The organism is Streptomyces sp. NPDC057743 (assembly GCF_042798755.1).
Taxonomy (GTDB): Bacteria; Actinomycetota; Actinomycetes; order Streptomycetales; family Streptomycetaceae; genus Streptomyces.
This window is the reverse complement of record NZ_JBHVJX010000027.1, coordinates 1-21213: the sequence shown is the minus strand read 5'-3', so window position 1 is coordinate 21213 and position 21213 is coordinate 1. Positions and strand designations below refer to the sequence as shown.

19 protein-coding genes and 1 pseudogene are annotated in these 21213 nt (G+C 70.5%); 11 read left to right on the top strand and 9 right to left on the bottom strand.

Going from position 1 to position 21213, the window contains the following annotated elements:
- Window positions 1-187: 187 nt before the first annotated feature.
- The gene (locus tag ACFVFQ_RS27305) at window positions 188-1036 is read right to left on the bottom strand and encodes an alpha/beta fold hydrolase (protein ID WP_383420665.1); all 849 of its coding nucleotides are present in this window, start codon (window positions 1034-1036) and stop codon (window positions 188-190) included.
- A gap of 213 nt (window positions 1037-1249) precedes the next feature.
- Between ACFVFQ_RS27305 and ACFVFQ_RS27300 the strand changes: the two genes are divergently transcribed.
- From ACFVFQ_RS27300 to ACFVFQ_RS27290, 3 genes are all read left to right on the top strand, one after another.
- A complete protein-coding gene (locus ACFVFQ_RS27300) occupies window positions 1250-1852 on the top strand; it encodes a TetR/AcrR family transcriptional regulator (RefSeq protein ID WP_383420663.1) in 603 nt (200 codons plus the stop codon).
- Window positions 1853-1965: 113 nt separating this feature from the next.
- Window positions 1966-2787 (top strand): class I SAM-dependent methyltransferase, encoded by an 822-nt coding sequence (locus ACFVFQ_RS27295; protein WP_383420662.1) that lies wholly within the window; start codon window positions 1966-1968, stop codon window positions 2785-2787.
- Between the two features lie 137 nt (window positions 2788-2924).
- Window positions 2925-3665: a class I SAM-dependent methyltransferase gene (locus ACFVFQ_RS27290; protein ID WP_383420661.1), complete on the top strand. Its 741-nt coding sequence runs from the start codon at window positions 2925-2927 to the stop codon at window positions 3663-3665.
- A gap of 170 nt (window positions 3666-3835) precedes the next feature.
- Here ACFVFQ_RS27290 and ACFVFQ_RS27285 read toward each other — a convergent pair whose 3' ends face one another.
- Window positions 3836-4855 (bottom strand): alpha/beta hydrolase, encoded by a 1020-nt coding sequence (locus tag ACFVFQ_RS27285; RefSeq protein WP_383420659.1) that lies wholly within the window; start codon window positions 4853-4855, stop codon window positions 3836-3838.
- Window positions 4856-5195: 340 nt separating this feature from the next.
- Here ACFVFQ_RS27285 and ACFVFQ_RS27280 point away from each other — a divergent pair, with 340 nt between their 5' ends.
- On the top strand, window positions 5196-6377 hold the full coding sequence (locus ACFVFQ_RS27280; protein ID WP_383420658.1) for an FAD-dependent monooxygenase: 1182 nt from the start codon (window positions 5196-5198) through the stop codon (window positions 6375-6377).
- Window positions 6378-6409: 32 nt separating this feature from the next.
- Here ACFVFQ_RS27280 and ACFVFQ_RS27275 read toward each other — a convergent pair whose 3' ends face one another.
- Window positions 6410-7672: an MFS transporter gene (locus ACFVFQ_RS27275; protein WP_383420656.1), complete on the bottom strand. Its 1263-nt coding sequence runs from the start codon at window positions 7670-7672 to the stop codon at window positions 6410-6412.
- Window positions 7673-7908: 236 nt separating this feature from the next.
- On the opposite strand from ACFVFQ_RS27275, the gene ACFVFQ_RS27270 reads away from it, so the two are divergent.
- The 3 genes from ACFVFQ_RS27270 (at window position 7909) to ACFVFQ_RS27260 (ending at window position 10324) form a co-directional block, all read left to right on the top strand.
- Window positions 7909-8466: a DinB family protein gene (locus ACFVFQ_RS27270; protein ID WP_383420654.1), complete on the top strand. Its 558-nt coding sequence runs from the start codon at window positions 7909-7911 to the stop codon at window positions 8464-8466.
- Window positions 8467-8518: 52 nt separating this feature from the next.
- On the top strand, window positions 8519-9760 hold the full coding sequence (locus tag ACFVFQ_RS27265) for an NAD(P)/FAD-dependent oxidoreductase (protein ID WP_383420652.1): 1242 nt from the start codon (window positions 8519-8521) through the stop codon (window positions 9758-9760).
- A 90-nt stretch (window positions 9761-9850) separates the two neighbouring features.
- Window positions 9851-10324, top strand: a complete 474-nt coding sequence (locus ACFVFQ_RS27260; protein WP_383420650.1) for a flavodoxin family protein — start codon at window positions 9851-9853, stop codon at window positions 10322-10324.
- Between the two features lie 84 nt (window positions 10325-10408).
- Here ACFVFQ_RS27260 and ACFVFQ_RS27255 read toward each other — a convergent pair whose 3' ends face one another.
- Window positions 10409-10870 (bottom strand): VOC family protein, encoded by a 462-nt coding sequence (locus ACFVFQ_RS27255; protein ID WP_383420648.1) that lies wholly within the window; start codon window positions 10868-10870, stop codon window positions 10409-10411.
- A 483-nt stretch (window positions 10871-11353) separates the two neighbouring features.
- Window positions 11354-11938: a helix-turn-helix domain-containing protein gene (locus ACFVFQ_RS27250; protein ID WP_383420646.1), complete on the bottom strand. Its 585-nt coding sequence runs from the start codon at window positions 11936-11938 to the stop codon at window positions 11354-11356.
- A 118-nt stretch (window positions 11939-12056) separates the two neighbouring features.
- Between ACFVFQ_RS27250 and ACFVFQ_RS27245 the strand changes: the two genes are divergently transcribed.
- Together ACFVFQ_RS27245 and ACFVFQ_RS27240 are read left to right on the top strand one after the other, a co-directional pair.
- Window positions 12057-12893, top strand: coding sequence for an EamA family transporter (locus ACFVFQ_RS27245; protein ID WP_383420644.1), 837 nt, complete (start codon window positions 12057-12059; stop codon window positions 12891-12893).
- A 133-nt stretch (window positions 12894-13026) separates the two neighbouring features.
- Entirely contained in the window at window positions 13027-13740 is a 714-nt protein-coding gene (locus tag ACFVFQ_RS27240) for a B3/4 domain-containing protein (RefSeq protein ID WP_383420642.1), read from the top strand.
- 53 nt (window positions 13741-13793) lie between these two features.
- On the opposite strand, the gene ACFVFQ_RS27235 is transcribed toward ACFVFQ_RS27240, so the two are convergent.
- The 3 genes and pseudogenes from ACFVFQ_RS27235 to ACFVFQ_RS27225 all read right to left on the bottom strand — a co-directional run bounded on the left by ACFVFQ_RS27235 (window position 13794) and on the right by ACFVFQ_RS27225 (window position 16410).
- Window positions 13794-14003 (bottom strand): hypothetical protein, encoded by a 210-nt coding sequence (locus tag ACFVFQ_RS27235; RefSeq protein WP_383420640.1) that lies wholly within the window; start codon window positions 14001-14003, stop codon window positions 13794-13796.
- Between the two features lie 559 nt (window positions 14004-14562).
- Window positions 14563-15267 (bottom strand): DUF2470 domain-containing protein, encoded by a 705-nt coding sequence (locus tag ACFVFQ_RS27230; protein WP_383420637.1) that lies wholly within the window; start codon window positions 15265-15267, stop codon window positions 14563-14565.
- Between the two features lie 323 nt (window positions 15268-15590).
- Window positions 15591-16410 (bottom strand): annotated as a pseudogene (locus tag ACFVFQ_RS27225) (methyltransferase domain-containing protein).
- Between the two features lie 278 nt (window positions 16411-16688).
- On the opposite strand from ACFVFQ_RS27225, the gene ACFVFQ_RS27220 reads away from it, so the two are divergent.
- Complete coding sequence (locus ACFVFQ_RS27220) at window positions 16689-18659, top strand: LamG-like jellyroll fold domain-containing protein (RefSeq protein WP_383420635.1); 1971 nt, start codon at window positions 16689-16691, stop codon at window positions 18657-18659.
- A gap of 31 nt (window positions 18660-18690) precedes the next feature.
- Complete coding sequence (locus tag ACFVFQ_RS27215) at window positions 18691-20022, top strand: TrmH family RNA methyltransferase (protein WP_383420633.1); 1332 nt, start codon at window positions 18691-18693, stop codon at window positions 20020-20022.
- A gap of 259 nt (window positions 20023-20281) precedes the next feature.
- Here ACFVFQ_RS27215 and sbnA read toward each other — a convergent pair.
- The coding region (gene sbnA, locus ACFVFQ_RS27210) for a 2,3-diaminopropionate biosynthesis protein SbnA (RefSeq protein ID WP_383420631.1) at window positions 20282-21213 on the bottom strand (932 nt) is incomplete at its 5' end.

Genomic DNA, 21213 nt, shown 5'->3' with positions numbered 1-21213 from the left:
CGTACGCGACCCGGAAGTCGATCGTCGGCCGAGGAGGTCGGGCGCCAGGCCGGACCGGGCCGATGACGGTGCCCGCGTCGGCGGTGAGCGGGCCGTATCCGGATGGCTCGCCTCACGAACACTCCCCTCCTGCTTGGCAGTCCCCCGTGTGACGGTGACCTCGCGGGTTCGGCCCTGGCGGCTGCGGTCAGTTCTCGGCAGGCAGTGGGTGTTCCTTGATGAAGCGGCGGATCTCGTCGGTGAGGGCAGCCGGGTTGTCGATTTGGACCAGGGTCCGGGCGTTGGGGATCTCGACGTAGCGCGCGTTCGGCAGGAGATCCGCGAGGCGACGGCCCGTGGCGGGCGGCATCATGCGGTCCTCGGCACCCCAGGCGACCAGCGCCGGGCGGGTGAAGGAGGGTAGCTTCTCGGCCGCCTTCAGATAGCAGTTCAGGTCCAGATTGTTACAGAACTTGGTGAAATCGCGGCGGACTTGACGATTGGCCAGCAGTGGCCGGTACCAGCGGGCGATCGACTCCTTCGGCAGTCGCTTCTTCGCCATGCCACCGAGCGACATCGGCATACGGGCCAGGAGCGGGAAGCGGAAGGACTGGATGAGGAGGAACAGGCCGCCGGGGATCCGGCTGGCGCGGAGGAGCGTCCTGCCCTGGATGCCTGGCGGGTAGTTGTCCAGCGCCTCGCACGGGGTGAGCACCAGCCGGGCGATGCGCTCGTCCCGTACGCCGATGAGGAGTTGGGCCGTGCCGGCGTCGTTCTGGACGAGGGTGACGTCGCGGAGGTCCAGGCGTTCCATGAACTCGGCCAGCAGCGCCGCGACACCGTGTGCGGACAGGTCCGCGTCCGGCCGCATGGGGCGCCGGTGACTGCCGATCGGCAGCACGGGGACCAGCACCCGGAAGTCGGGCCGGAGGGCGGAGACGACCTCGGCCCAGACCGATTCGTCGAATCCGAGGCCGTGAACCAGGACCACGGCGGGGCCGTCACCGCCGGTGTCCACGTAGTCGATGGTCCCTGCGCTCAGCTCGATCTCGGGCATGTCACTGCCTCCGGCTCGGTGTTGAGGTCGGTGTCGACCTCGGGACTGGCATTGGCGGTTGACCTTGACGCTGGCCTTGATCTTGGCCTTGGCCTGGGTATTGGCCTCGGCCTTGGCCGCACACACCACTAGATAGATCGTTCTAGTGACTGTAGTGACAGAATAGGCGCAGACCCCCGCCACCGACAACAGGCGCCACCGGGAGGCTCCACCGTGAGCAAGGGCAAGGACACCGGCACCACACCGGACACCAAGCAGCGCATCGTCACCGCCGGCACCGAGCTGTTCCGCCGCCGGGGCTACACCGGGACCGGTATGAAACAGATCGCCGAGGCCGCCGGCGCCCCGTTCGGGTCGATCTACCACTTCTTCCCCCGCGGCAAGGCCCAGCTCGGCGAGGAGGTGATCCGCACGTCGGGGGCCGTCTATCTCGGCCTGGTCGCCGCGCTCATGGAACCGTACGAGGACAGGGTGGCCGCCACCGCCGATGCCTTCGCCGCCGCGGCGGACACCCTGAGCGAGCTCGACTTCGCCGACCCGTGCCCGATCGCCACCGTGGCGATGGAGGTGGCGAGCACCAACGAGACGCTGCGACAGGCCACTTCGGAGGTCTTCGACAGTTGGATCGACGGTCTCGCCGCCTACTACACGGCGGGCGGCATCCCACAACCGGCCGCGCGGGAGACCGCGAGCTCGGTGATCGCGCTGCTGGAGGGGGCCTTCATGCTGGGCCGCGCCGCGCGCAGCACCGCCCCTGTCCGCACGGCGGGCAAGGCGGCCGCGGCCATCGTCCGCGCGGCGTTGGCCGGCGAGTAACCGGGGTTGCTGGGGCGGGAAGCTGGCGCGCTGGTGCGGCCCTCTTGTAGCTGACGGCTCTCATGGGTGTCACGTGGGTGTCACGGGCGCGGCCCGCACCGTACGTTGGGCGGGTGACGACTACCGCATCGCAGGAAGCGTTCCTCCAGACGTTCCACGCTGAGCATCCGTCAGTGACCGCGGAGGTATTCGACCGCGGACGGGCGTCGGACGGTCGGACCAGCTACGAGATCCTGCGCGACCGGGTAACCGGAAGCCGACGCGTGCTGGACCTCGGCTGTGGTGATGGCCTGTTGCTTGAGTACCTGGCCCGAGAGGACGGCAGACAGCTCGCGGGGGTGGATCTGTCCCCGGAATCCTTGGCGCTGGCGCGGCGTCGACCGGCGCTGTCCGACGCCCGGTTGGAAGAGGGCCGGGCTCAGGAACTGCCCTTCGCCGACGACAGCTTCGACGCCTGCGTTTCCCATCTGGCGCTGATGCTGATGGGCGAGATCGAGCAGGTCGCAGCCGAGGTTGCCCGGGTTCTGTCACCCGGCGGGATCTTGGCATGCGTGGTGGGCGGCGGGGCCGTTGGTGGCGAGGCGTACGACCGCTTCCTCGGACTGTTGCGGTCCACGGTCGCGAAACTGCCTGCCACGCAGCGTATTCCTGCATTGGGCGACGGCAGGGCGCGTAGCCGCAACGGGCTGGACAGCGTCCTCGGCCCAGCGGGCTTCGGCGCGGTGGACTGGGAGACCGTTCCCCTCGACCTGAGCGGACCGGTGGGGCAGGTGTGGACGACGGTCTCCGGCATGTACGACCTTGGCCCGCTCGATCGGAGCACCGTGGAGCGCCTACGTGAAGCCTTCCTCGCCGAGGTGACGGATCTGACGACGCCGGACGGGCGGGTCCCCTGCGCGGTCAAGGTGCACGTCGCGACGGCGCGGCTGCGATAGAGAGCTCGCCGGCAGGTTGCGTACGGTGTCGATCTCCGCGCCCGCCAACTCTCCCCATTACACCGACTATTGACGGCACACCAACTGGCTGATTTTGCCTCGCGATGGGGCGTGCTGGCTCGGCTACGCTCCCGCGGGTGAGCACAGAACCGACGAACGACGCGGCGATTCGACAGTGGAACACCATTCCTCTTGAGGCGTTGGAGGCGATGGAGCCCTATGGCGACTTCGCCAAACGCCATCTGATCAACCCGGTGCTGCTGCGCATGCTCGGCGAGGTGAGTGGACGCCGCATCCTGGACGCGGGGTGCGGGCACGGCTACTTCAGTCGCATGCTCGCTTCCCGCGGAGCCCGTGTCACCGGTGTCGAACCCACCGACCGGATGTTCGGCTACGCGACGGAAAAGGAACACGCCCTCCGCCAGGGCATCGAGTACGTGCAGGCCGACCTGACCCAACTGCCGGATCTTGACGGGCCGTTCGACACGGTGGTCTGCAGCATGGTGTTGGCGGCGATTCCGGACTGGAAACCGGCGATGCGGGCATGCGTCGAGGCGTTGCGGCCCGGGGGTCTGTTCATCTTCTCCGTCAACCACCCGGCGTTCGAACAGCTTCTGTCGACGTGGCGCGAGCACGGCGACTACCGCTTGCACCGCTACCTGGAGGAGTATCCGATCCCCCAGTCCCACGCCGCCGACTTCCACCGCCCGCTCTCGACCTACCTCAACGAGCTCGCCGCCCTCGGATGCCGACTGCGCGAAGTCGCCGAGCCGGGGCTCGATCCCCAGGCGGCGCATGAGGCGCACGACACCACACCAGGCATCGAAAGCTATGTCCACCTGCCCAACTTCCTGATCGTTGCCGCCGAGCGCATGTGACGGTGGTGACCGTAGCGAGAGATGCGGCGTGAATCCTTGGGGTGGCGCAGCGCCTCGGCTGCCGCGTCGTCTCTCGTACGCGGCAGCCGGGGCCGGGGCGTCCACTGACCGAAGCGTCGGCAAGCGCGGGTGGCGAAGTGGCCATGCATCCGCAGACGTTCCGGGTGGGCTCAGGCCGCCTTGCGGAGGTGGGCGATGATGCCTTCGATGTCGTGGACCATCATGTCGCCGCGCACGAAGTGGCCGCCAGCCACCTCGTGCGACTCGTGCGGGATGCCGGCCCTGTCGAGCAGGCCCTTGAACTCGCGCTGGGTGGTGAGCACGCCGACCTCGTTGAACGTGTCGAACCAGTTGATCGGGTCGGGACTGGTGCCGGCGACCATGAAGATCCGCTTGTTGCGGTAGCTCTCGATGCGCTGGCACGGGTTGTCCATGTTGACGCGGTTCTCGTCCCACGGCACCCCGTAGACCGTGCCGCCGCCCAGTTCGATGGCGGCGGACGAGACGTTGGCCCAGTGGACGACCGCGCCGGGGACCCCCGCGACGGTCCCGCGCAGACTGGCCGGGCCGGAGTGAGCGCTCACCGAGGAGAAGTGGCCCCAGTACTTGGCGGTGTACTTCAGCGCTCCGAAGCCGCCCATCGAGAATCCGGACACCGCCCGCCCGTCAGGGGAGCTGTAGGTCCGGAAGTTCGCGTCGATCCACGGGATCAACTGGTTGATGTGGAAGTTCTCCCAGTTCCGGGCGCCGACGTTGGTGCTGACCGGGTTGGAGTACCAGCCGGCGTGCCCGCCGTCGGGCATCACCACGATGAGCGGCTTGCCGGCGGTCCAGGCACGGATGTCCGTCCGGGGCGGGCGGTCGAAGGCGATGAAGTCCTGGCCGTCGCCGCCGCCGTGGAGCAGGTAGAGGACCGGGTAGGTGCGACCGCTGGTGTGGTAGTCGTCGGGGAGCAGGACGTTGACGGCCGGGTTCCACCCGCCCACCTCGGCGGTCTGGAAGCGGTAGTACCACATGCGGGGGTCGGACTCGCCGCGCTCCACGATGTGCAGCCCGGAGCCGTCGCCGGCCGCGCGGGCCGGCGACGCCGACGCGAGGGCTCCCCCGGCGCCCAGGGCCACCGCCGCGGAGATCCCACCGACGGCTTTCAAGACACCCCGACGCGTGGGGTGCTTCTGCTCACTCAACATGTCCTCCTGGAAGGGGAGTTGTAGGCGTTTGAGTCCGACCACGGGACGTTCGACAGTAGTCCCCGTAAGCCCGTTGGGCCCGGAAACTGATGGGCCCTTGGCGTCACGGTCTCAGACCGCGACCGCACTGCGCAGAGTTTGACCGCGTGTGGTGAAATCCCGATGACATGGCGCGATGACATGGCGTCGGGAAGTTGCCTGTCAATCCTGGGCGGGGCTATGCGGGTTGGGGCTCCCGTGCGCGTGCTCACCGGCGCCGGTACGGCGTCGCTCGGGGAACCTTGGTGCGCGCGATTCGCGTCCAATCGGACAGGTCCAACTGATGCGGAGGAATCCCCACATGAAGAATGCACGTGTCCTCATCTCCGGTGCCAGCGTCGCCGGTCCGGCCCTGGCGTACTGGCTCAGCCGCTACGGATACCAGGTCACGGTGGTGGAGCGGTCCCCGGGGGTGCGCCCGGGCGGGCAGGCGATCGATGTGCGAGGGCCGGCGCTGGACGTCGCCGAGCGCATGGGTGTCCTGTCCGAGATACGCCAACTCGCCACCGATATCCGCGGTATGTCGGTCGTGGATGCATCCGGCGCGGAGCTGTACCGCAGCACCGATCGCACCTTCACCGGCGGTGAGATCGACAACGACGACGTCGAGATCATGCGCGACGACCTGTGTCACATCCTCCATCGGATCACCGAAAAGCATGTGGACTACCTTTTCGACGACTCCATCGCCACCCTCACCCAGGACGACCGGGAGGTCCACGTCACCTTCGAACGGGGCGCGCCCCGCACGTTCGACCTCGTCGTGGGCGCCGACGGGCTGCATTCCCAGGTGCGCCGACTGGCCTTCGGCCCGGAATCCGGTTACCTCCACCATCTCGGCAGTTACATCGGCCTGTTCACCGCCCCCAACTTCCTCGGTCTCGACCACTGGCAGACCTTCCACCAGGGCAGCGAAGTGGGCGGTCTCATCATGAGCGCCCGGCACAACACCGAGTCCCGGGTGTATCTGGGCTTCCAGCAGAAGGAGCCGTTGGAGTACGACTACCGCGACGTCGCCGCCCAGAAGCGCCTGCTCGCCGATCGTTTCGCTGGCGCGGGGTGGGAGCTCCCGCGCGCGCTGACGTACATGTGGGACGCGCCGGACTTCCACTTCGACTCAATGAGCCAGATCCGTATGGCCAGTTGGTCGCGGGGCCGCGTGGTGTTGCTCGGCGACGCCGGCTACTGCGGCTCCCCCATGACGGGGCAGGGCACGAGCCTGGCACTGATCGGCGCCTACGTACTGGCGGGCGAGCTGAAGGCCGCAGGCGGCGACCACGTGGCGGCCTTCGCCGCCTACGAACGGGAGCTGCGCGAACACGTCGCGGGCACCCAGCAGTTCGCGCTGGACAACCAGAAGCGCAGGGAGGACGCGATGGCCGCCGCCACGCGGGATCAGGAGGAGGCGGCGCAGGCGATCGGCGACCGTGACATGCGGGCGTTCTACGAGTTCATCAACTCCCTTGATTTGAAGGAGTATTAGAGCTCGTCCGGGGTGGTCGGGCGATGGGCGCGTCAGGTGAGTCCCGGGGCGCGTTTCCCCCTTTCCCCCGCTTCTCCCCTCGCCTGGGGCGCGTTCTCGCGGCGTGGGAGGAGTAGCGGGGTGGCCAGGAGGAGCACTCCGGCGAGGGCGATCGCGATACGGGGGCTGGTCGCGGCGGCGAGCAGCCCCCAGGCGGCGGTCATGGCCGCGATGGTGGTGCTGGTGCTGATCGACCATGCGGACAGGGTGCGGGCGACCCGGTCGGGGGCCGTGTGGTCGAGCCGGCAGGTGGCCAGGACGGGGTTGAAGATGCCGCAGCACGTCACCAGGCCGAGTTGGACGACGATGATGAGGGCGATCCCGGGGACACCGGGCTGGACGAACGCCAATCCGACAGGCCAGCACGCGCGCAGCGCCCCAACGGTGCGCAGCACCCGGTGTTGCCCGTACCGGGTCACGAGTCGGTGCGCCAGGCGTGAGCCGATGAGGCCGCCGATGCAGGGGGCCGCGAAGGCGAGGCCGTACTGCCACGGCGCGAACCCGAGGTGACCCAGCAGGAGCACGGCGAGCAGCGGCTCGGCGGCCAGGATCAGGCCGTTGACCAGGACCGCGTTGAGGAGCAGGGGGCGCAGCGTGGGGTGGCGGAGGATGTGGCGCCAGCCCTCCAGCAGATCGCCCGGGCGCAGCCTGGCCGGACCGGTCCGGGCCGGGCGCGGCTCGCTCCCGCCGATGGCGCGGATGCCCAGGGCCGAGAGCAGGTAGCTCACCGCATCGGCCACCACCGTCGTGACCGGTCCGAACGCCCCGATCGCGGCGCCGCCGAGCGGCGGTCCGACGACCGTCGCGGTCCACGTCGTGGACTCGAACCGGCCGTTCGCAACGAGCAGGTCCTCCGGGGGCACCAGTGCCTTGAGATACGCGCCGCTGGCCGCCTTGAACGCGATGTCGGCCGTGGCGACGAGGACGGAGACGACGAGGAGTTGGGCGAAGCCGAGCCACCCGAGCGCGTATGCGGCGGGAATGCTCAGCAATGCCGTGCATCGGGCCAGGTCTGCGGCGATCATGACTGGTCGCTTGCGGTGGAACTCCACCCACGGCGCGAGCGGCACCGCCGCCACGGCCCCCACCGCACGCCCCGCGGCGGCCAACGTCGCCACCTGGGTCGGCCCCGAGTGCAACACGAGCACCGCGATCAGCGGCAACGCGCCGAACCCGAACCCGGTGCCGTACGCGCTGACCGCATACGCCGACCACAACCACCCGAAGCGCCGCCCCAGCGCCCGCCCACCTGCCATGCCCCACACCACTCTCACCAGTCCGAACAGCCGCCACCGACCACGGCATCCAAGCCACTGACGGCCGCCCAGGGCAAACAACCGACCCGCCCGGAACCACAACCACGCGTTGTGCGGACTGCGCCCCGTCCACCTCGGATAGCGAGCACGTGGATATAGGACACATCCTGACCTCGACCCTCTCTAACGTGGTGTCCACCGACGGACGAGGAACACCGAACCGAAAGGCGGAGACCATGACTGGCAATGAGTCGACCACGAACGCTGAGACCGAGGCTCCGGCCGTCACCGGTGAGCGCGCCGAATGGCTTGAGGTACTGGGCAAGCACCGGCACTTCCTGCGCTTCACCACCCGCGATCTCACCGACGAGCAGGCCAGGTTGCGGACCACCGCCAGCGAGATGTGTCTGGGCGGTCTGATCAAGCACGTCACCTCGGTCGAGCGGCATTGGGTGGACTTCATCCTGCACGGCCCCTCGGCGATGCCGGACTTCACGGCGCTGACGGAGTCCGACTGGGCCCGCCGGGCGGACGAGTTCAGGTTGTTGGAGCACGAGACGTTGGCCGGTGTGCTGGACGCATACGCGGAGGTGGCTCGCCGGACCGACGACCTGGTGGCGACGCTGCCCGACCTCGGCGTCGCGTGGCCGCTGCCGAAGGCCCCGTGGTTCGAGGCCGACGCGCGGTGGTCGGCCCGCCGGGTGCTGATGCACATCGTGGCCGAGACCGCTCAGCACGCCGGCCATGCCGACATCATCCGCGAGGCCCTGGACGGCGCCAAGAGCATGGGATAGGCCGGCCGCGAACCGGCTACGGAACGCCTGTGACCGGAGCCACATTCCTCCGATGTCACAGTTGCCGCCCCTGCGGCGTCCACACCGCGTGAGCTCGACACGATCGGAGGTGTGGGTGTTGGCACGGGTAGTGGTTGTCGGCGCGGGCTACGCAGGTGTGGTGGCGGCGAACCGACTGGCGGCCGCGGGGCGGCCGGGCGTGACGGTGACGGTGGTCAATCCGCGGCCGGAGTTCGTGGAACGCGTCCGGCTGCACGAGCACGCGGCGGGTGTGTCTGAGGCGGTGCGACCGCTCCGCGACCTGCTGCACCGTGAGGTGCGTCTGCGGGTGGCGACGGTGGAGACGATCGCCGAGCGGTCGGTCCGGCTCGATGACGGTGACCGGCTCGACTTCGACTATCTGCTGTACGCGGTGGGCAGCACCGCGGCCCAGGGCTCGGCCGGGTTGGAGCATGCTTACGGCGTCGCCGACCTCGACGGCGCCGAGTCGCTGCGCACGCGGCTGCGGAGCCTGTCTGCCGGGGCACGCGTCGTGGTCGTCGGGGGCGGACTGACCGGGATCGAGAGTGCCGCCGAAATCGCCTACGCCTACCCGTCGTTGACGGTCGAGTTGGTTTCGCCGTCGGTTGCCGCGTGGTTGCCGGCATCGAGCCGGGCGCGCATCGCCCGCAGGCTGGTGAACACCGGGGTCGCCCTGCGCACCGGGGTACGGGTGACTGGGATCCGCCCCGACGGCGTGCAGACCGAGGCCGGTTGGGTGCCGAGCGATTGCACGGTCTGGGCCGGTTCGTTCGCAGTGCCTGACCTGGCGCTGCGCAGTGGCCTGCCGGTGACCGCCGACGGACGCCTGTGCACGGACGACACCCTGGTGTGCGTCGGCCAAGAACGGATCGTGGGTGTCGGCGATGCGGTTGCGCCGCCCGACAGCGTCGGCAGTCACCTCCGGATGAGCTGCCAGGCAGCGATGCCCATGGGTGCGCACGGCGCCGACACCGTCCTGGCGTTGATACGGGGCGAACGGCCGGCGCCAGTCTCCATCGGCATGGTCGGGCAGGGGATCAGTCTCGGGCGGCGCGACGGATTCATCCAGGCTACGCACCGGGACGACACCCCTCGTGGCCTCGCCTTCTCGGGCCGGGCCGCGGCGGTACTCAAGGAACGTGTCTGTCGCTTCACCGTGTCGTCGATGCGCCATGCGCGCACCTACCGGTGGCTCCCCGGCCCGACGCCGACCACGACCACTCCCGTGCCGGCCCCCGCAGCGGCGACCTCGCGGACACCGCCACAGTGGTAGCCGCAGAGACAGCCACAGCCACAATCGACGCAACGCCAAGACCGCGGAGTTGGCACGCCGCCACGTCGCACAACCGAAAGGAACACCATCGTGAAGGCCATCATCGTGTGCACCTCCGTGTCCCACGGCAACACGAAGCGGGTCGCCGACGTCATGGGGCAGGTCCTGCAAGCCCCCGTCGTCGACCCCGATGAGGTCGACGTGGCCGAGCTCGCCACCTATGACCTGGTGGGGTTCGGCTCGGGGATCTTCTCCATGCAGTTCCATCCGCGGCTGCGCCAGTTCGTCCAGGCACTGCCAACGGCCAAGCGGGGCACGGCATTTGTGTTCGCCACCAGCGGCCTGCCCGAACTGCCGTTCCGGCCCTTCACCCGCCCTCTCGTCCAGCTTCTCGAACAGAAGGGATTCGAGGTGGGCAGCGCCTTCTCGTGCCGCGCCTACGACACCTGGCTGCCGTTCAAGCTCCTCGGCGGCATCAACAAGGGGCGTCCCAACACCGTCGACCTGGAGGCCGCGCGAGCGTACGCCCAAGGGCTACGGGCGCAGGTCAGCGCGGTGTCCTGACTGGCGCGCGGCCGGGAACGGCGGGCCGGGCTGGACCCGAGCCGGACCGCCGCCGAACGCCCCCGGCCGCGACGACCATCGGCCCTACGAGACGCAGAACTCGTTGCCTTCGGGATCCTGCATGACCCACCAGTGGCCGGCCGGGCCCTGGTTCACCTCGCGGACGCGGGTCGCGCCCAGTCCCTCCAGTCGTGCCACCAACTCGTCGCGGCCGCCGGACACATCGGGCTCGCTGTGGACGTCGATGTGCAGGCGGTTCTTGCCGGTCTTGCCCTCAGGCACCTCCTGGAAGAGCAGCCGGCGTCCGCGGCCGACGCCGCTGGTCGCGTCGAACGGGTCCTCGGGGTGGCGGATCGCCGCGTAGCCACGGAAGGTCTTGCGGCCGCGGTGCTCGGCGATCGCCTCCTCCCCGATGTGCCCGGCGGCCAGCAACTGCTCGATCAGGGCGCCCGGGTCCTCCACCTCGTAATCGAGCGCCGCGGCCCAGAAGTCCGCGAGCGCAGGCGCGTTCGTGCTGTCGACGACCAGTTTCCAACCCAATGTCATGTAACTGGTTGTATGCCTTCGACGGGCTCCGTCGCAACTTCGGGCGCGCGCTCCGCTCCCACTCCAACATCGGCCACGACCGCCCTCCCGCCCTTCTGGTCCCTACGTTGCGGCGCCGGTGCCCGTGCCGACCCGGCGCCGCCGCACACTGACGACCGCGCCCGCTCCCACGGCCATCGCCACGCGGCCCCCAGCGCGATCGTCGGCAGCACGGCGGACGAGCCGGTCGCGGCCAACTCGCCCTTGGCAGCGGGCTCCTGGCCACCCTGCGGCTTGAGGTCGCGCGCCGCAGTCGGGCCCGCCGTGGCGCGGCCCTGCCGTCAAGGGGGCCTTCCTGAGTTGTCACCCGAGCTGCCGGTCCATGGGCAACCGGCGGTTGCGCAGCGATGCATGTGCGCACACGCGACCGCTGACGAGGAAGAGGGTTGCGCCCCCAGGCCAGTTGCGGGACAAAGGTCACAGCGGGTGCCCGCAACTCGCTTGTCAGCCTGCGGGGTTCGGGCCGGGCGGCAGGTGGACCGTCATGATGAGGTGGCAGGTTCCGGTGCCCGCGCCGCGGTAGGCGTGGGGGGCGTCGCCGTCGAACGTGGCGGTCTGTCCGGCCTCGACGGTGTGCTCGGTGCCGTCGACGACCAGGGTCATCCGGCCTGCGGTGACGCTGACGGACTCCACGACCCCGGACTGGTGGGGGTGACTGGGGTACTCCTCGTCCGGTTCGAGTTGCCAGCGCCAGACCTCGACGGGGGCCGGGCCCGAGGTGGTGAGCATGAGCCGGGCCTGACTGCCCTGCCTGCCGGTCCACAGCGGTGCCACCTTGTCCGCGGCCACGATCCGGACGTGCCCCTCGGACGGCCCCTGCATGAGGGCGGAGACCGAAATGCCGAGGGTGTCGGCCAGTCTGACCAGGGTGGCCAGGTTGGGATTGCCCTGGGCCTTCTCCAGTCCCACCAGGGCCCCCTTGCTGACCTGGGCGCGCCGGCTGAGCTCGTCCAGGGACAGGCCCGCGCGGACCCGGGCCGCCTTGACGTTGTGTGCGACCGTCCGCAGGGCCGCGGCCGTCTCGGCCACCTGATCACCATCCTCACCGATTGACCATTTGAATGTACCGCCCGGTCGTTTGGTTGACATCAGCCGGTCGTTCCATTGTACGGTGTGGTCGCTCCGCTGAACGGTAAGGGAATGTGCTGTGATCGCTCTGCTGCTGGCCCTCGGTAGCTCACTCGCCTACGGGTGCGCTGATTTCCTCGGCGGGCTCGGCGCCCGCAAGGCGCATGTGCTGCGCACCGTGATGATCGCCGCGCCGGCCAGTCTCGCGGTCGAGCTGCTGCTGTGGCCCGTGCTCGGCGCCTCGTTCGGCAACGCGGCAGTCGCCTGGGGCGCCGCGTCCGGCGTCGCCTCCGCCGCCGCGTTCGCGCTGCTCTACCGCACCCTGGCGATCGGCCCGATGAACGTGCTCTCGCCGGTGACCGCGCTGGTGTCCGCCGCGCTGCCGGTCACCGTCGGCCTGGTGCAGGGCGAGCGCCTGGCCACCGCCGGACTGGTGGGGCTGCCGCTGGCGCTGGTGGCGGTGGTGCTGGTCAGCGCCGGACACGGCGCCGGCTCGACGCGCCCCTCGCGCCCGGCGCTGCTGCTGGCCTTCGGTGCGGGTGCCGCCATCGCCCTCCAACTGGTCTGCCTGCACCAGGCACCGTCCGACAGCGGGGTGGCTCCGCTGATCGTCGGCAGGGCGGTCTCCTCGGCCGTCACCCTGACCGCGGCGGGACTGATGCGCCGCAGACTGGGCGCCGAACGGCCCGCGTACGCGGTGTCGGCGACCGCGGGTGTGTTGGACTCCCTCGCGAACCTGCTCTTCCTGCTCGCCGCCCGCAGCGGGGACCTGACCGTCGTCGCCGTGATCACCGCCCTCTACCCGGCCGGAACGGTCCTGCTCGCCCGCGGCGTGCTCGCCGAACGTATCCACCGCGGCCAACTCATCGGCCTGGGCACCGCCGCCGTCGCCGTCAGCCTCCTCGCCCTGACCTGAGCACGCGCTACGGTCCAACTCACCCCACACAGCCGGGCTATGGGGCCGGCCGCCAGAAGCTCCAACGCCCAAGCTCTCCAGCCCCCAAGTCCCACACGCGCTCAAGACGCCCCAACGGAAACGGAGTTCGCCCATGCCTGCCGTCCGCATTGCCCCCGCCGTCGCAGAAGCCTTTCCCAACGCCCTCATCGCCCTGGTCACCGCGTCCGGCCTGCGCGGCCACGATGCCTGGCCCGACACCGTCGCCGCCCTGGAGGACCTGGAGCGACAGCTCGCCGACGGTGCCTGGCAGCCCGCCGACGAGACCGATCCCCGCATCCAGGCATGGCACACCGCCTACCGCTCCTTCGGCACCAACCCCCGTCGCATCCGTCCCAGCGTCGACGCGCTCGGCCGCCGCCTCGCCAAGAAGGGCACGCTGCCGCGCATCAACCCGGCCGTCGACTCCTACAACGCCGTCTCCGTCCGGCACGGCCTGCCCGCCGGCGCCTTCGACCTCGACCGGGTGGCCGGCGACATCGAGATCCGCCCCGCCCACGGCACCGAGTCCTTCACTCCGCTCGGCGAGCCGGACACCATCGAGCACCCCAAGCCCGGCGAGGTCATCTACGCGGACACCACCGGCGTCCTGACCCGTCACTGGAACCACCGCGACTCCCACCGCACCCGCGTCACGGAGGACTCCAGCCACGTCGTCTTCGCCCTCGAAACCCTGCACGCCGACCGCGACGGGCACCTCGTCAAGACCGCGGCCGACGAACTCCGGGCCCTGCTCGCCCCGCACGCCGAACAGACCACCGTCTCCTACCTGACGTCGACCCAGCCCCAGGCAACCACGACCGCCTGACCACGGCCGGATCCCAACGCGTCCACCCCGCCCAGGCCAATCCGCAACTGCCGCTACGCCTGGACCGTGGCGGCGACGGTCGCCAACGACTGGGGGAGGCTGAGCGTGCCCGCATACAACGCCCCTTCACGGGCGACGTCGGTGATCACACGGCGCGAGCAGCCGGCCTGGTCCAGGAATTCCAGGACCTCGTAGAGGTCACCGACATCGGTGGCGCGGCCAGGGCGCTGCGGCCGAGGTCCAGTCGGGCGCAATCGGTGCATTCCGTCGAAGGTGCGGCGCCGCGATCCGATGCGGCAACCCGCGCGCCAGAGCGCCCCGTTGCACGCCATGGCGCACCCTGTCGCCACCGCGCCAGGAATCCGTCAACTCCCGCGCGCACAGCGCAAGAACGTCCCAGGCCACACCGGGACAGATTTCACGCCAACACACCCCCGCAGGAGGGAACTTGGCTGATTTCCCGGTCAACGTATCGGTGATCGTTGCAGGATGTGGGCCGGCGAAATCGGACGCCAGAAAGGTCAAAGATCATGGCGGAACACGGCACCACTTCGCAGGACACTGCCCGCAACAGTGCGACAGGCAACGAGGAAGCATGCACGGCCCCGTTCCGCGCGCCCCGGGCCGCTCGACTCACCACCGCCGTGGCCGCCGCACACCTAGCGCCCGTCAAGCGCAACGCCGAGGCAGCCGCCAGCGTCAACCCCTGGATTCCGTAGGCGCACTGACCCCGCCGCCGACCTTCGGCGCGCCCCAGACGGAACGACTCGGCGACTTTCCCTGTCGCGCGGCCCGGCCCAACACGGCCGGCGGCGCCCGCGCTCACGCCAGGAGGTGACTGGTGTGGGAAATGCGGCGGGCCGCGGCCGAGAGGGCGTGGATCTGGGGGCCGGCCTGTTCGACGCGGGTCACGGGGGTGGTGAACGGCAGGCGGACGTCGCGGTGCGAGCTGGGGTATTCGAGGCGGAGGGTGATCCCGTAGCGGTCCATGGCCACCGGAAGTGCGCGCTGCACACCGTCGTTGGGGACCGGGCGGACGAGTCGGAGCAGGAGCGGGACGAGTTCGGCGTGTGCGTCGACGAGGTGGGTCAGCATCTCCGCCTCGCTCTTCGCCAAGGGGTCGGGTTCGACGCGCTCCAACTCCCGGAGCGTGACATAGCTACGCCCCGTCGCGTCTTCCAGGACCGCCTGGCCGAACTCCAGGCACGCGCTCTGCTCGGACTGGGGGTCGTACGGGGCATCCAGCAGCCCGGCCAGCGTGACCCGTGCACGCAGCCGGTCGCGCACGGGCGTGGGGGCGATGTCGGTGAGTTCCAGGCGGACCGGAACGCGTCCGGTGGAGGGAGCGTCGGGGCCCTCGCACGGGGCGTGCAGGTGGAACAGGCCCGTGGTCCCGGCGCCGTTGAGGCGGTGGACTTCGCTGCGGAGCCCGTCACTCACCACGGTCATGGAGTGGGAGACGGTCAGGATCGAGCGGACGCGCTCGGCGGCGGTCGGTGCGATGGCGCGGGCACGAGATGAAGGCATCCGGCTTCTCCCAGAGCGAGCAGTGGGTTACTTAGGTTTGCCTAACCTAACTCACCGGCGTTCGGAGTGCGAGCACCCCCCTGCCATGACAGCCCGCACGACGTTCGCTTTCGGCCGGAGCGGTTGTCGTTCGAGGCCGGCCTCGCTGTCGAGACAACTCGGCGACCACCGAGCCCCGTTACCCCGCACCCGCGCCCACCCACCGCCACACCCGCTCACCACCACAATCACCCCAAGCACGGAAAATCCCCCGAGGCAAAGCCCCGGGGGACGAACGAGCTGCACCCTGCGCGGCAGACAGCAGAGGCCACGGCACGGCAGCTCTAGCCGACCGGCTTGCGGCCCCATGCGGAGATCAACGGTGCCGTCGCGGTGTCGAGATGTCCCGACGCGATGTTCGCCAGGTGCTCCTCGATCTCCTCGGCCGTCGCCAACCCGGCCTCAACCAGCCGCTCGCGGATCTGCCGTACGGTCGCGGCTTCCAGCGCGCTCCCGATCGGCGACGTGATCGGGAAGTACGCATCGGCCTCGACATCGGCCAACCCGGCCGTGCGCAGCAGCCAAGGCAGCGTGCGTCCAAAGGCGAGTTGCGCGCCCCGCTCCGCCAGCAGCGCCCGGAAGCCGCGCCGGATGCGGTTCGCGAGCTCCTGCTCGGGGCCGTACTCGTCGGGGCAGGCAAGCGGCTGCAGCGCTGGATCGGCGTCCTCCACCAGCAGCCATCCGCCGGGCCGCAGGGCCCGCACCATGGCCCGCAACGCGGCCTCGCGCTGCGGCACATGCACCAGGACGAGCCGGGCGTGCACCAGGTCGAACGGCCCTTCCGGCGCCTCGTCGGCACCCACGTCGTGCCGAACCACCTCGTACGGAGCCCCGGTCCGCGGCATCCACGACGTATCGAGATCGGTGGCCAGCACCCGGCCGCTCGCGCCGACCCGCTCGGCCAGCCACGCGGGGACGCTCGGGCCGCCCGCCCCGACCTCTCCAGCAGTTCCACCCGTCCGCAACCCCCAGCGCCCGCAACCGCCGGAACGTCACCGGGTCGAACAACTCCGACAAGGCCGCAAACCGCTCCCCCGCCTCGGCCTGCCGGTTGTCGAGCAGATACCCCTTGCCGCGGGCCTCGGCCGCTTCGTAGTCCGTCACCGCCCGAACATAACAAGTGCGCGACGAGGCGCTGCGCGCAGAGACAGCAGAGACAACCGGCGCGAAACCCGGCGCGAAAGCCGACGCGCGGCCCGACTTCGCCGAATCCACCCTGCCGCCCATCGTCGGTCCGCCGCATCGGTGTTCCCCCGCGCCGCCCGTGACACCAGGTCAGGCGTGCGGACCGGCAGAGGTCGCCCGGTCCGGCGCGGCGACGGCCCCCTATGCTGGAGGCCGCCCGGCCGAAACTGGCCGGGTCGACGACGCGGGAGGGTTTTGTGGCAGCGCTGGATCCGGACGACCCGCGGTCCATCGGCGGATACCAGTTGCTGGAGCGGCTGGGCGTCGGCGGCATGGGGCGGGTCTTCCTCGGGCGCTCGCCCGGTGGCCGGCAGGTCGCGGTCAAGGTGGTGCACGCCGCCCTGGTCGACCAGCCGGACTTCCGCTCCCGGTTCCGCAGGGAGGTGCAGGCGGCCCGCGCGGTGAGCGGGGCGTTCACCGCACCGGTGATCGACGCCGACCCGGACGCGGCCAAGCCCTGGCTGGTGACCAGTTACATCGCCGGCCCTTCGCTGGAGAAGGAAGTCGCCGACCGGGGACCGATGCCCGCGCCCCGCGTGTTCGCCCTGGGCGCCGGGCTCGCCGAGGCACTGGTGTCGATCCACCACGCGCATCTCATCCACCGCGACCTCAAGCCCTCCAACGTGCTGCTGGCCGAAGACGGCCCGCGGGTCATCGACTTCGGTATCGCCCGGGTCGTCGAGGGCAGCTCCCTCACCGTGACCGGGTACGCGCTCGGCTCGCCGGGATTCATGTCGCCGGAGCAGGTGAACGGCGAGGAGATCGGCCCGGCCAGTGACGTCTTCTCCCTCGGGACGGTCCTGGCGTACGCGGCCACCGGCGAAAACCCGTTCGGCAACGGCCACTTGGCCTCCCTCCTCTACCGGGTCGCCCACGACACCCCCGAACTCGACACCATCACCGACCCCGCGTTGCGCGCCCTCATCGCCGACTGCCTGGCCAAGGACCCCGCCCAACGCCCCACGCCCCGGGAGCTGCTGACGTGGTGTGGGGCGGGTGCGGGGGCGGTCGCACCGCCCGCGGCCGACACTCACGGGGCGCCGCACGACCTCGCACCATCCGACCGAACTCCCAGTCAGGGCACCGGGGTTGACGCCGGCAGCCGACCTTCCACCAGCCCGTCTCACTCCCCGGGCGCAAGTGGTGCCCACGGCGCCGGCGCCCTCCCCGGCGGCACCGCAACCCCCGGCGCGCGGACCGAAACGGCCTACCTGGGCCGACGGCCGACCGACGCCGACGGGGCAACGCCGCCGCCGATCGCCCCCCAACCCCCACCACCGGCCAGTCCCGACACTCCGCCGGCTCCGCTTCCCGTCACGCCGCCGACGGGCCCCACGCCCGCCGCCCCTCACGACGGGCCCCGCACTCCCCCACCAGGAACGGCGACGACGCAACCCAGCCCGACCGGCTCGGCGGGCCGGCGCGGCCCCAGTCGCCGTGTGCTCCTGATCTCGGCCGCCGCCGCGGCCGCCGTCGCCGCGGTGGGTGTCCCCGTGGCCCTGACCCGCAGCAACGACGACACCACGCAGGACTCCGCACCGGCCCCGACCCCGCCCCGTCCCGCTGCCCCAAAGCCGGTCGGCGCATGGCGACTTGACGAGGGTGCCGGCACCACCGCCACGGACTCAGCAGGCACGCACAACGGCACCGCGTCCGACGTCCGTTGGGGCGTGGGCAACAGCGGCGCCGCGCTCTTCAACGGTGTCAGCAGCCAGATCATCACGCGCGACCCGGTGCTCGACACCACTCCGGGACACAGCTTCACGATCTCCGCCTGGGCCTACCTCACCAGCGCGAACGGCTTCGCCACCATCGTCAGCCAAGGCACCTCCGGCGGCAGCGCGTTCTACCTCCAGTATTCGGGCGCCGACCGCCGCTGGGCGTTCTCCCGGGGCGTCCGCACGCTCGCGACCAAGCCGCCCGCCCTCAACACCTGGACCCATCTGGTCGGGGTCTGCGACGCCACGACCCACCGGCTGCACCTCTACGTCAACGGCGTGCAGCAGGGCACCGCCACCGATGCGCATCCCAACTCCACCCCGGGCCCGCTCATCATCGGCCGCGCCACCTTCGACGGCCGACCCGTCGACTTCTTCTCCGGCGGCATCAAGAACGTCCAGGTCTTCGACCGGGCCCTGACCCCCGACCAGGTCGCGGAGTTGAACTAGGCCCGGCCAGTCCCTGTGAGAGCATCGCATCGTGAGCAGGGCCAGAAAGAGGACCGGGACCGAGTCCAACAGGCACGGCAAAGACGGCGAACACGTGGGGCGCGGCGGCCAGTCCGAGGACAAGGCCGGTGGTGGCAGTGCGGGTCCCGTCGTGTCGTCGGTCAAGGACGAACGACTCGCCGCGGTACGGGCGTTGGGCACTCGGGCGGGGCGTGCGGCGGCCGGCGCCTGCGTGCTGGAGGGACGGGCGCTGATCGATCAGGTGCTCGCCGCCGGTACACCGCTGTTGGAGGTGCTGCGTGCCGAGGGCGCGGCCGGCGCCGAGGACGAGGGGTTGGCCAGGCGGTTGCGGGACCGGGGCGTGGTCGTGCACCGGGTCCGGGACGGGGTGCTGCGGCAGGTGGCCGGCACCGCGCGCCCGGTGGCGTGGCTGGCGCTCGCGGCGCTGCCCGCCGACGCCGAAGTGACCACGCCCTGGGGCGACTTCGCGCTGGTCTGCGACGGGGTCGCCGATCCCGGCAACCTCGGCACGCTCGTCCGCAGCGGCCGGGCACTCGGCATCGAGGACGTCGTCCTGACCGACGCCACGACGGACGTGACGTCCCGCCGGGTGCTCGACGCCTCGCGCGGCACGGTGCTCACCACCCGCACCCGACGCTTCGAGTCGCCCTCCGCGGCGGTCGCGGCGCTGCGGGCAGCCGGATTCCAGATCGTGGCGACCAGCCCCCGCGGCCGCCAACTCCAGGCACTGGCCCCACTGGACGGGCGCCCGGTGGCCCTGGTCGTCGGTGGCGAGACCGCCGGGGTCAGCCAGGAAGTCATCGATGCGGCGGACCTGCTGGTCGCCATCCCGATGGCCGGGGCGGTGGAATCGCTCAACGTCGGTGTGGCCGCCGGCATTTCGCTGTACGAACTACGGACGAAGATGGTGCTTGCCGTGCTGACCGAACGCATCCGCAACAGCCTGGGCCGCGACGTCACCCTCACCGGCCGCTTCATCCGAGACGCCCTCGACCGGGCCGCACGAGAGGCGGCCGGACTCTCCTCGGCCCAGGTCATCGCGTTGATGGTGGTCACGGCCGAACAGCACACGCCCGGGGACGAACTCCGCCGCGATCTGGGCGTGGACGCCGGTGAACTCGACGCGCTGATGGCTCCGTTGACGGAACGCGGCTGGCTGGAACGGCAGGAGAACGCCTACCTCCGCACCGCGGCGGGCGAGCAGGCGCTCGCGGCCCTGTGGCCCATCCAACAACAGGTCGAGCAGCAACTGTTGACGGGGCTGAGTGCGGATGAGCGGCAGACGCTCCGGGAGCTTCTCGGGAAGATCCGAGCCAACGCCGCCCGTTGCATGGATAGTTGAGCCGGCGAGAGACGGTGGGTGTCATGACGAGTTGAGGCACACAGCGGGCCGAACTCGTCACCTGGGCGGGCGCTGGCACGCTTCGCGCCGGCCGCGGCCAGTTCGGCCGGGCCGGCGTGGTGCCACCGCTCCGTGGCGAGTGAGCTCCGCTGGGTCGGCGGCCGCTCCATGTACCGGGTCTTCACGAGCGGGAAATCCGCGCGTAATACCGCCCGTGTGCAATGGAGTTGGAGGAGATGGACGGGATGGATTCGAGACCTCAGGCCGATCTGAGGTCCGCGGCGAGCGTGTCCGGTGCGTCGGGGCTGAGCACCTCCTCGCCGTAGAGTGCGTGCAGCCAGTTGGTCTGGTAGATGGTGTCGAGATAGCGCTCGCCGAGGTCCGGGGCGATGGCCACCGCGGTGAGGTTGTGGGCTCCCTGCTTGGCCAGCCACTCCTGGGCGCCGCTGACCACGGTGCCGGTCGAGCCGCCGAAGAGGAACCCGCGCCGGGCCAGGCAGTGGCAGGCCCGGACGGTGTCGGCCTCCTCGACGCGGATCACGTCGTCCACATAGGACTCGTCCAGGAGTGCGGGGCGGACGCTGGTGCCCAGGCCGGGGATCATCCGGCGACCCGGCTCGCCGCCGAAGGTCACCGAGCCGACGCTGTCCACCGCCACGATCCTCACCTGCCTGCGCAACTCCCGGAAATAGCGCGCACACCCCATCAACGTGCCCGTGGTGCCCGCGCCGATGAACAACACGTCCAGGCGCGGGAAGTGACGGGCGATGGCCGGCCCGGTGGTGCGGTAATGGGCCCGCCAGTTGTCGGCGTTGGTGTATTGGTTGAGCCATATGTACCGGTCGTCGGAGGCGCACAGTGCCTGGACATGGGCGATCCGCGCGCCGAGCAGCCCACCGGAGGCAGCCGGTTCGGCGATGATGTGCACCTGGCTGCCCATGGCCTCCATGAACCGGCGCGCCGAGAGGTTGCAGCGCGCGTCGGTCACGCACAGGAAGCCGTATCCCTTGCTGGCGGCGATGATGCTCAGGGCCACGCCCAGGTTCCCGGACGAGGACTCGACCAGGATGGAACCCGGCTTGAGCAGGCCACTCCACTCGGCGGCCTCCACCATTTCGGTCGCCGCCTTGAGCTTGATCGAGCCGGCGAAGTTGAATCCCTCGCACTTGAGGAACAGGTCGTGCCCCACGA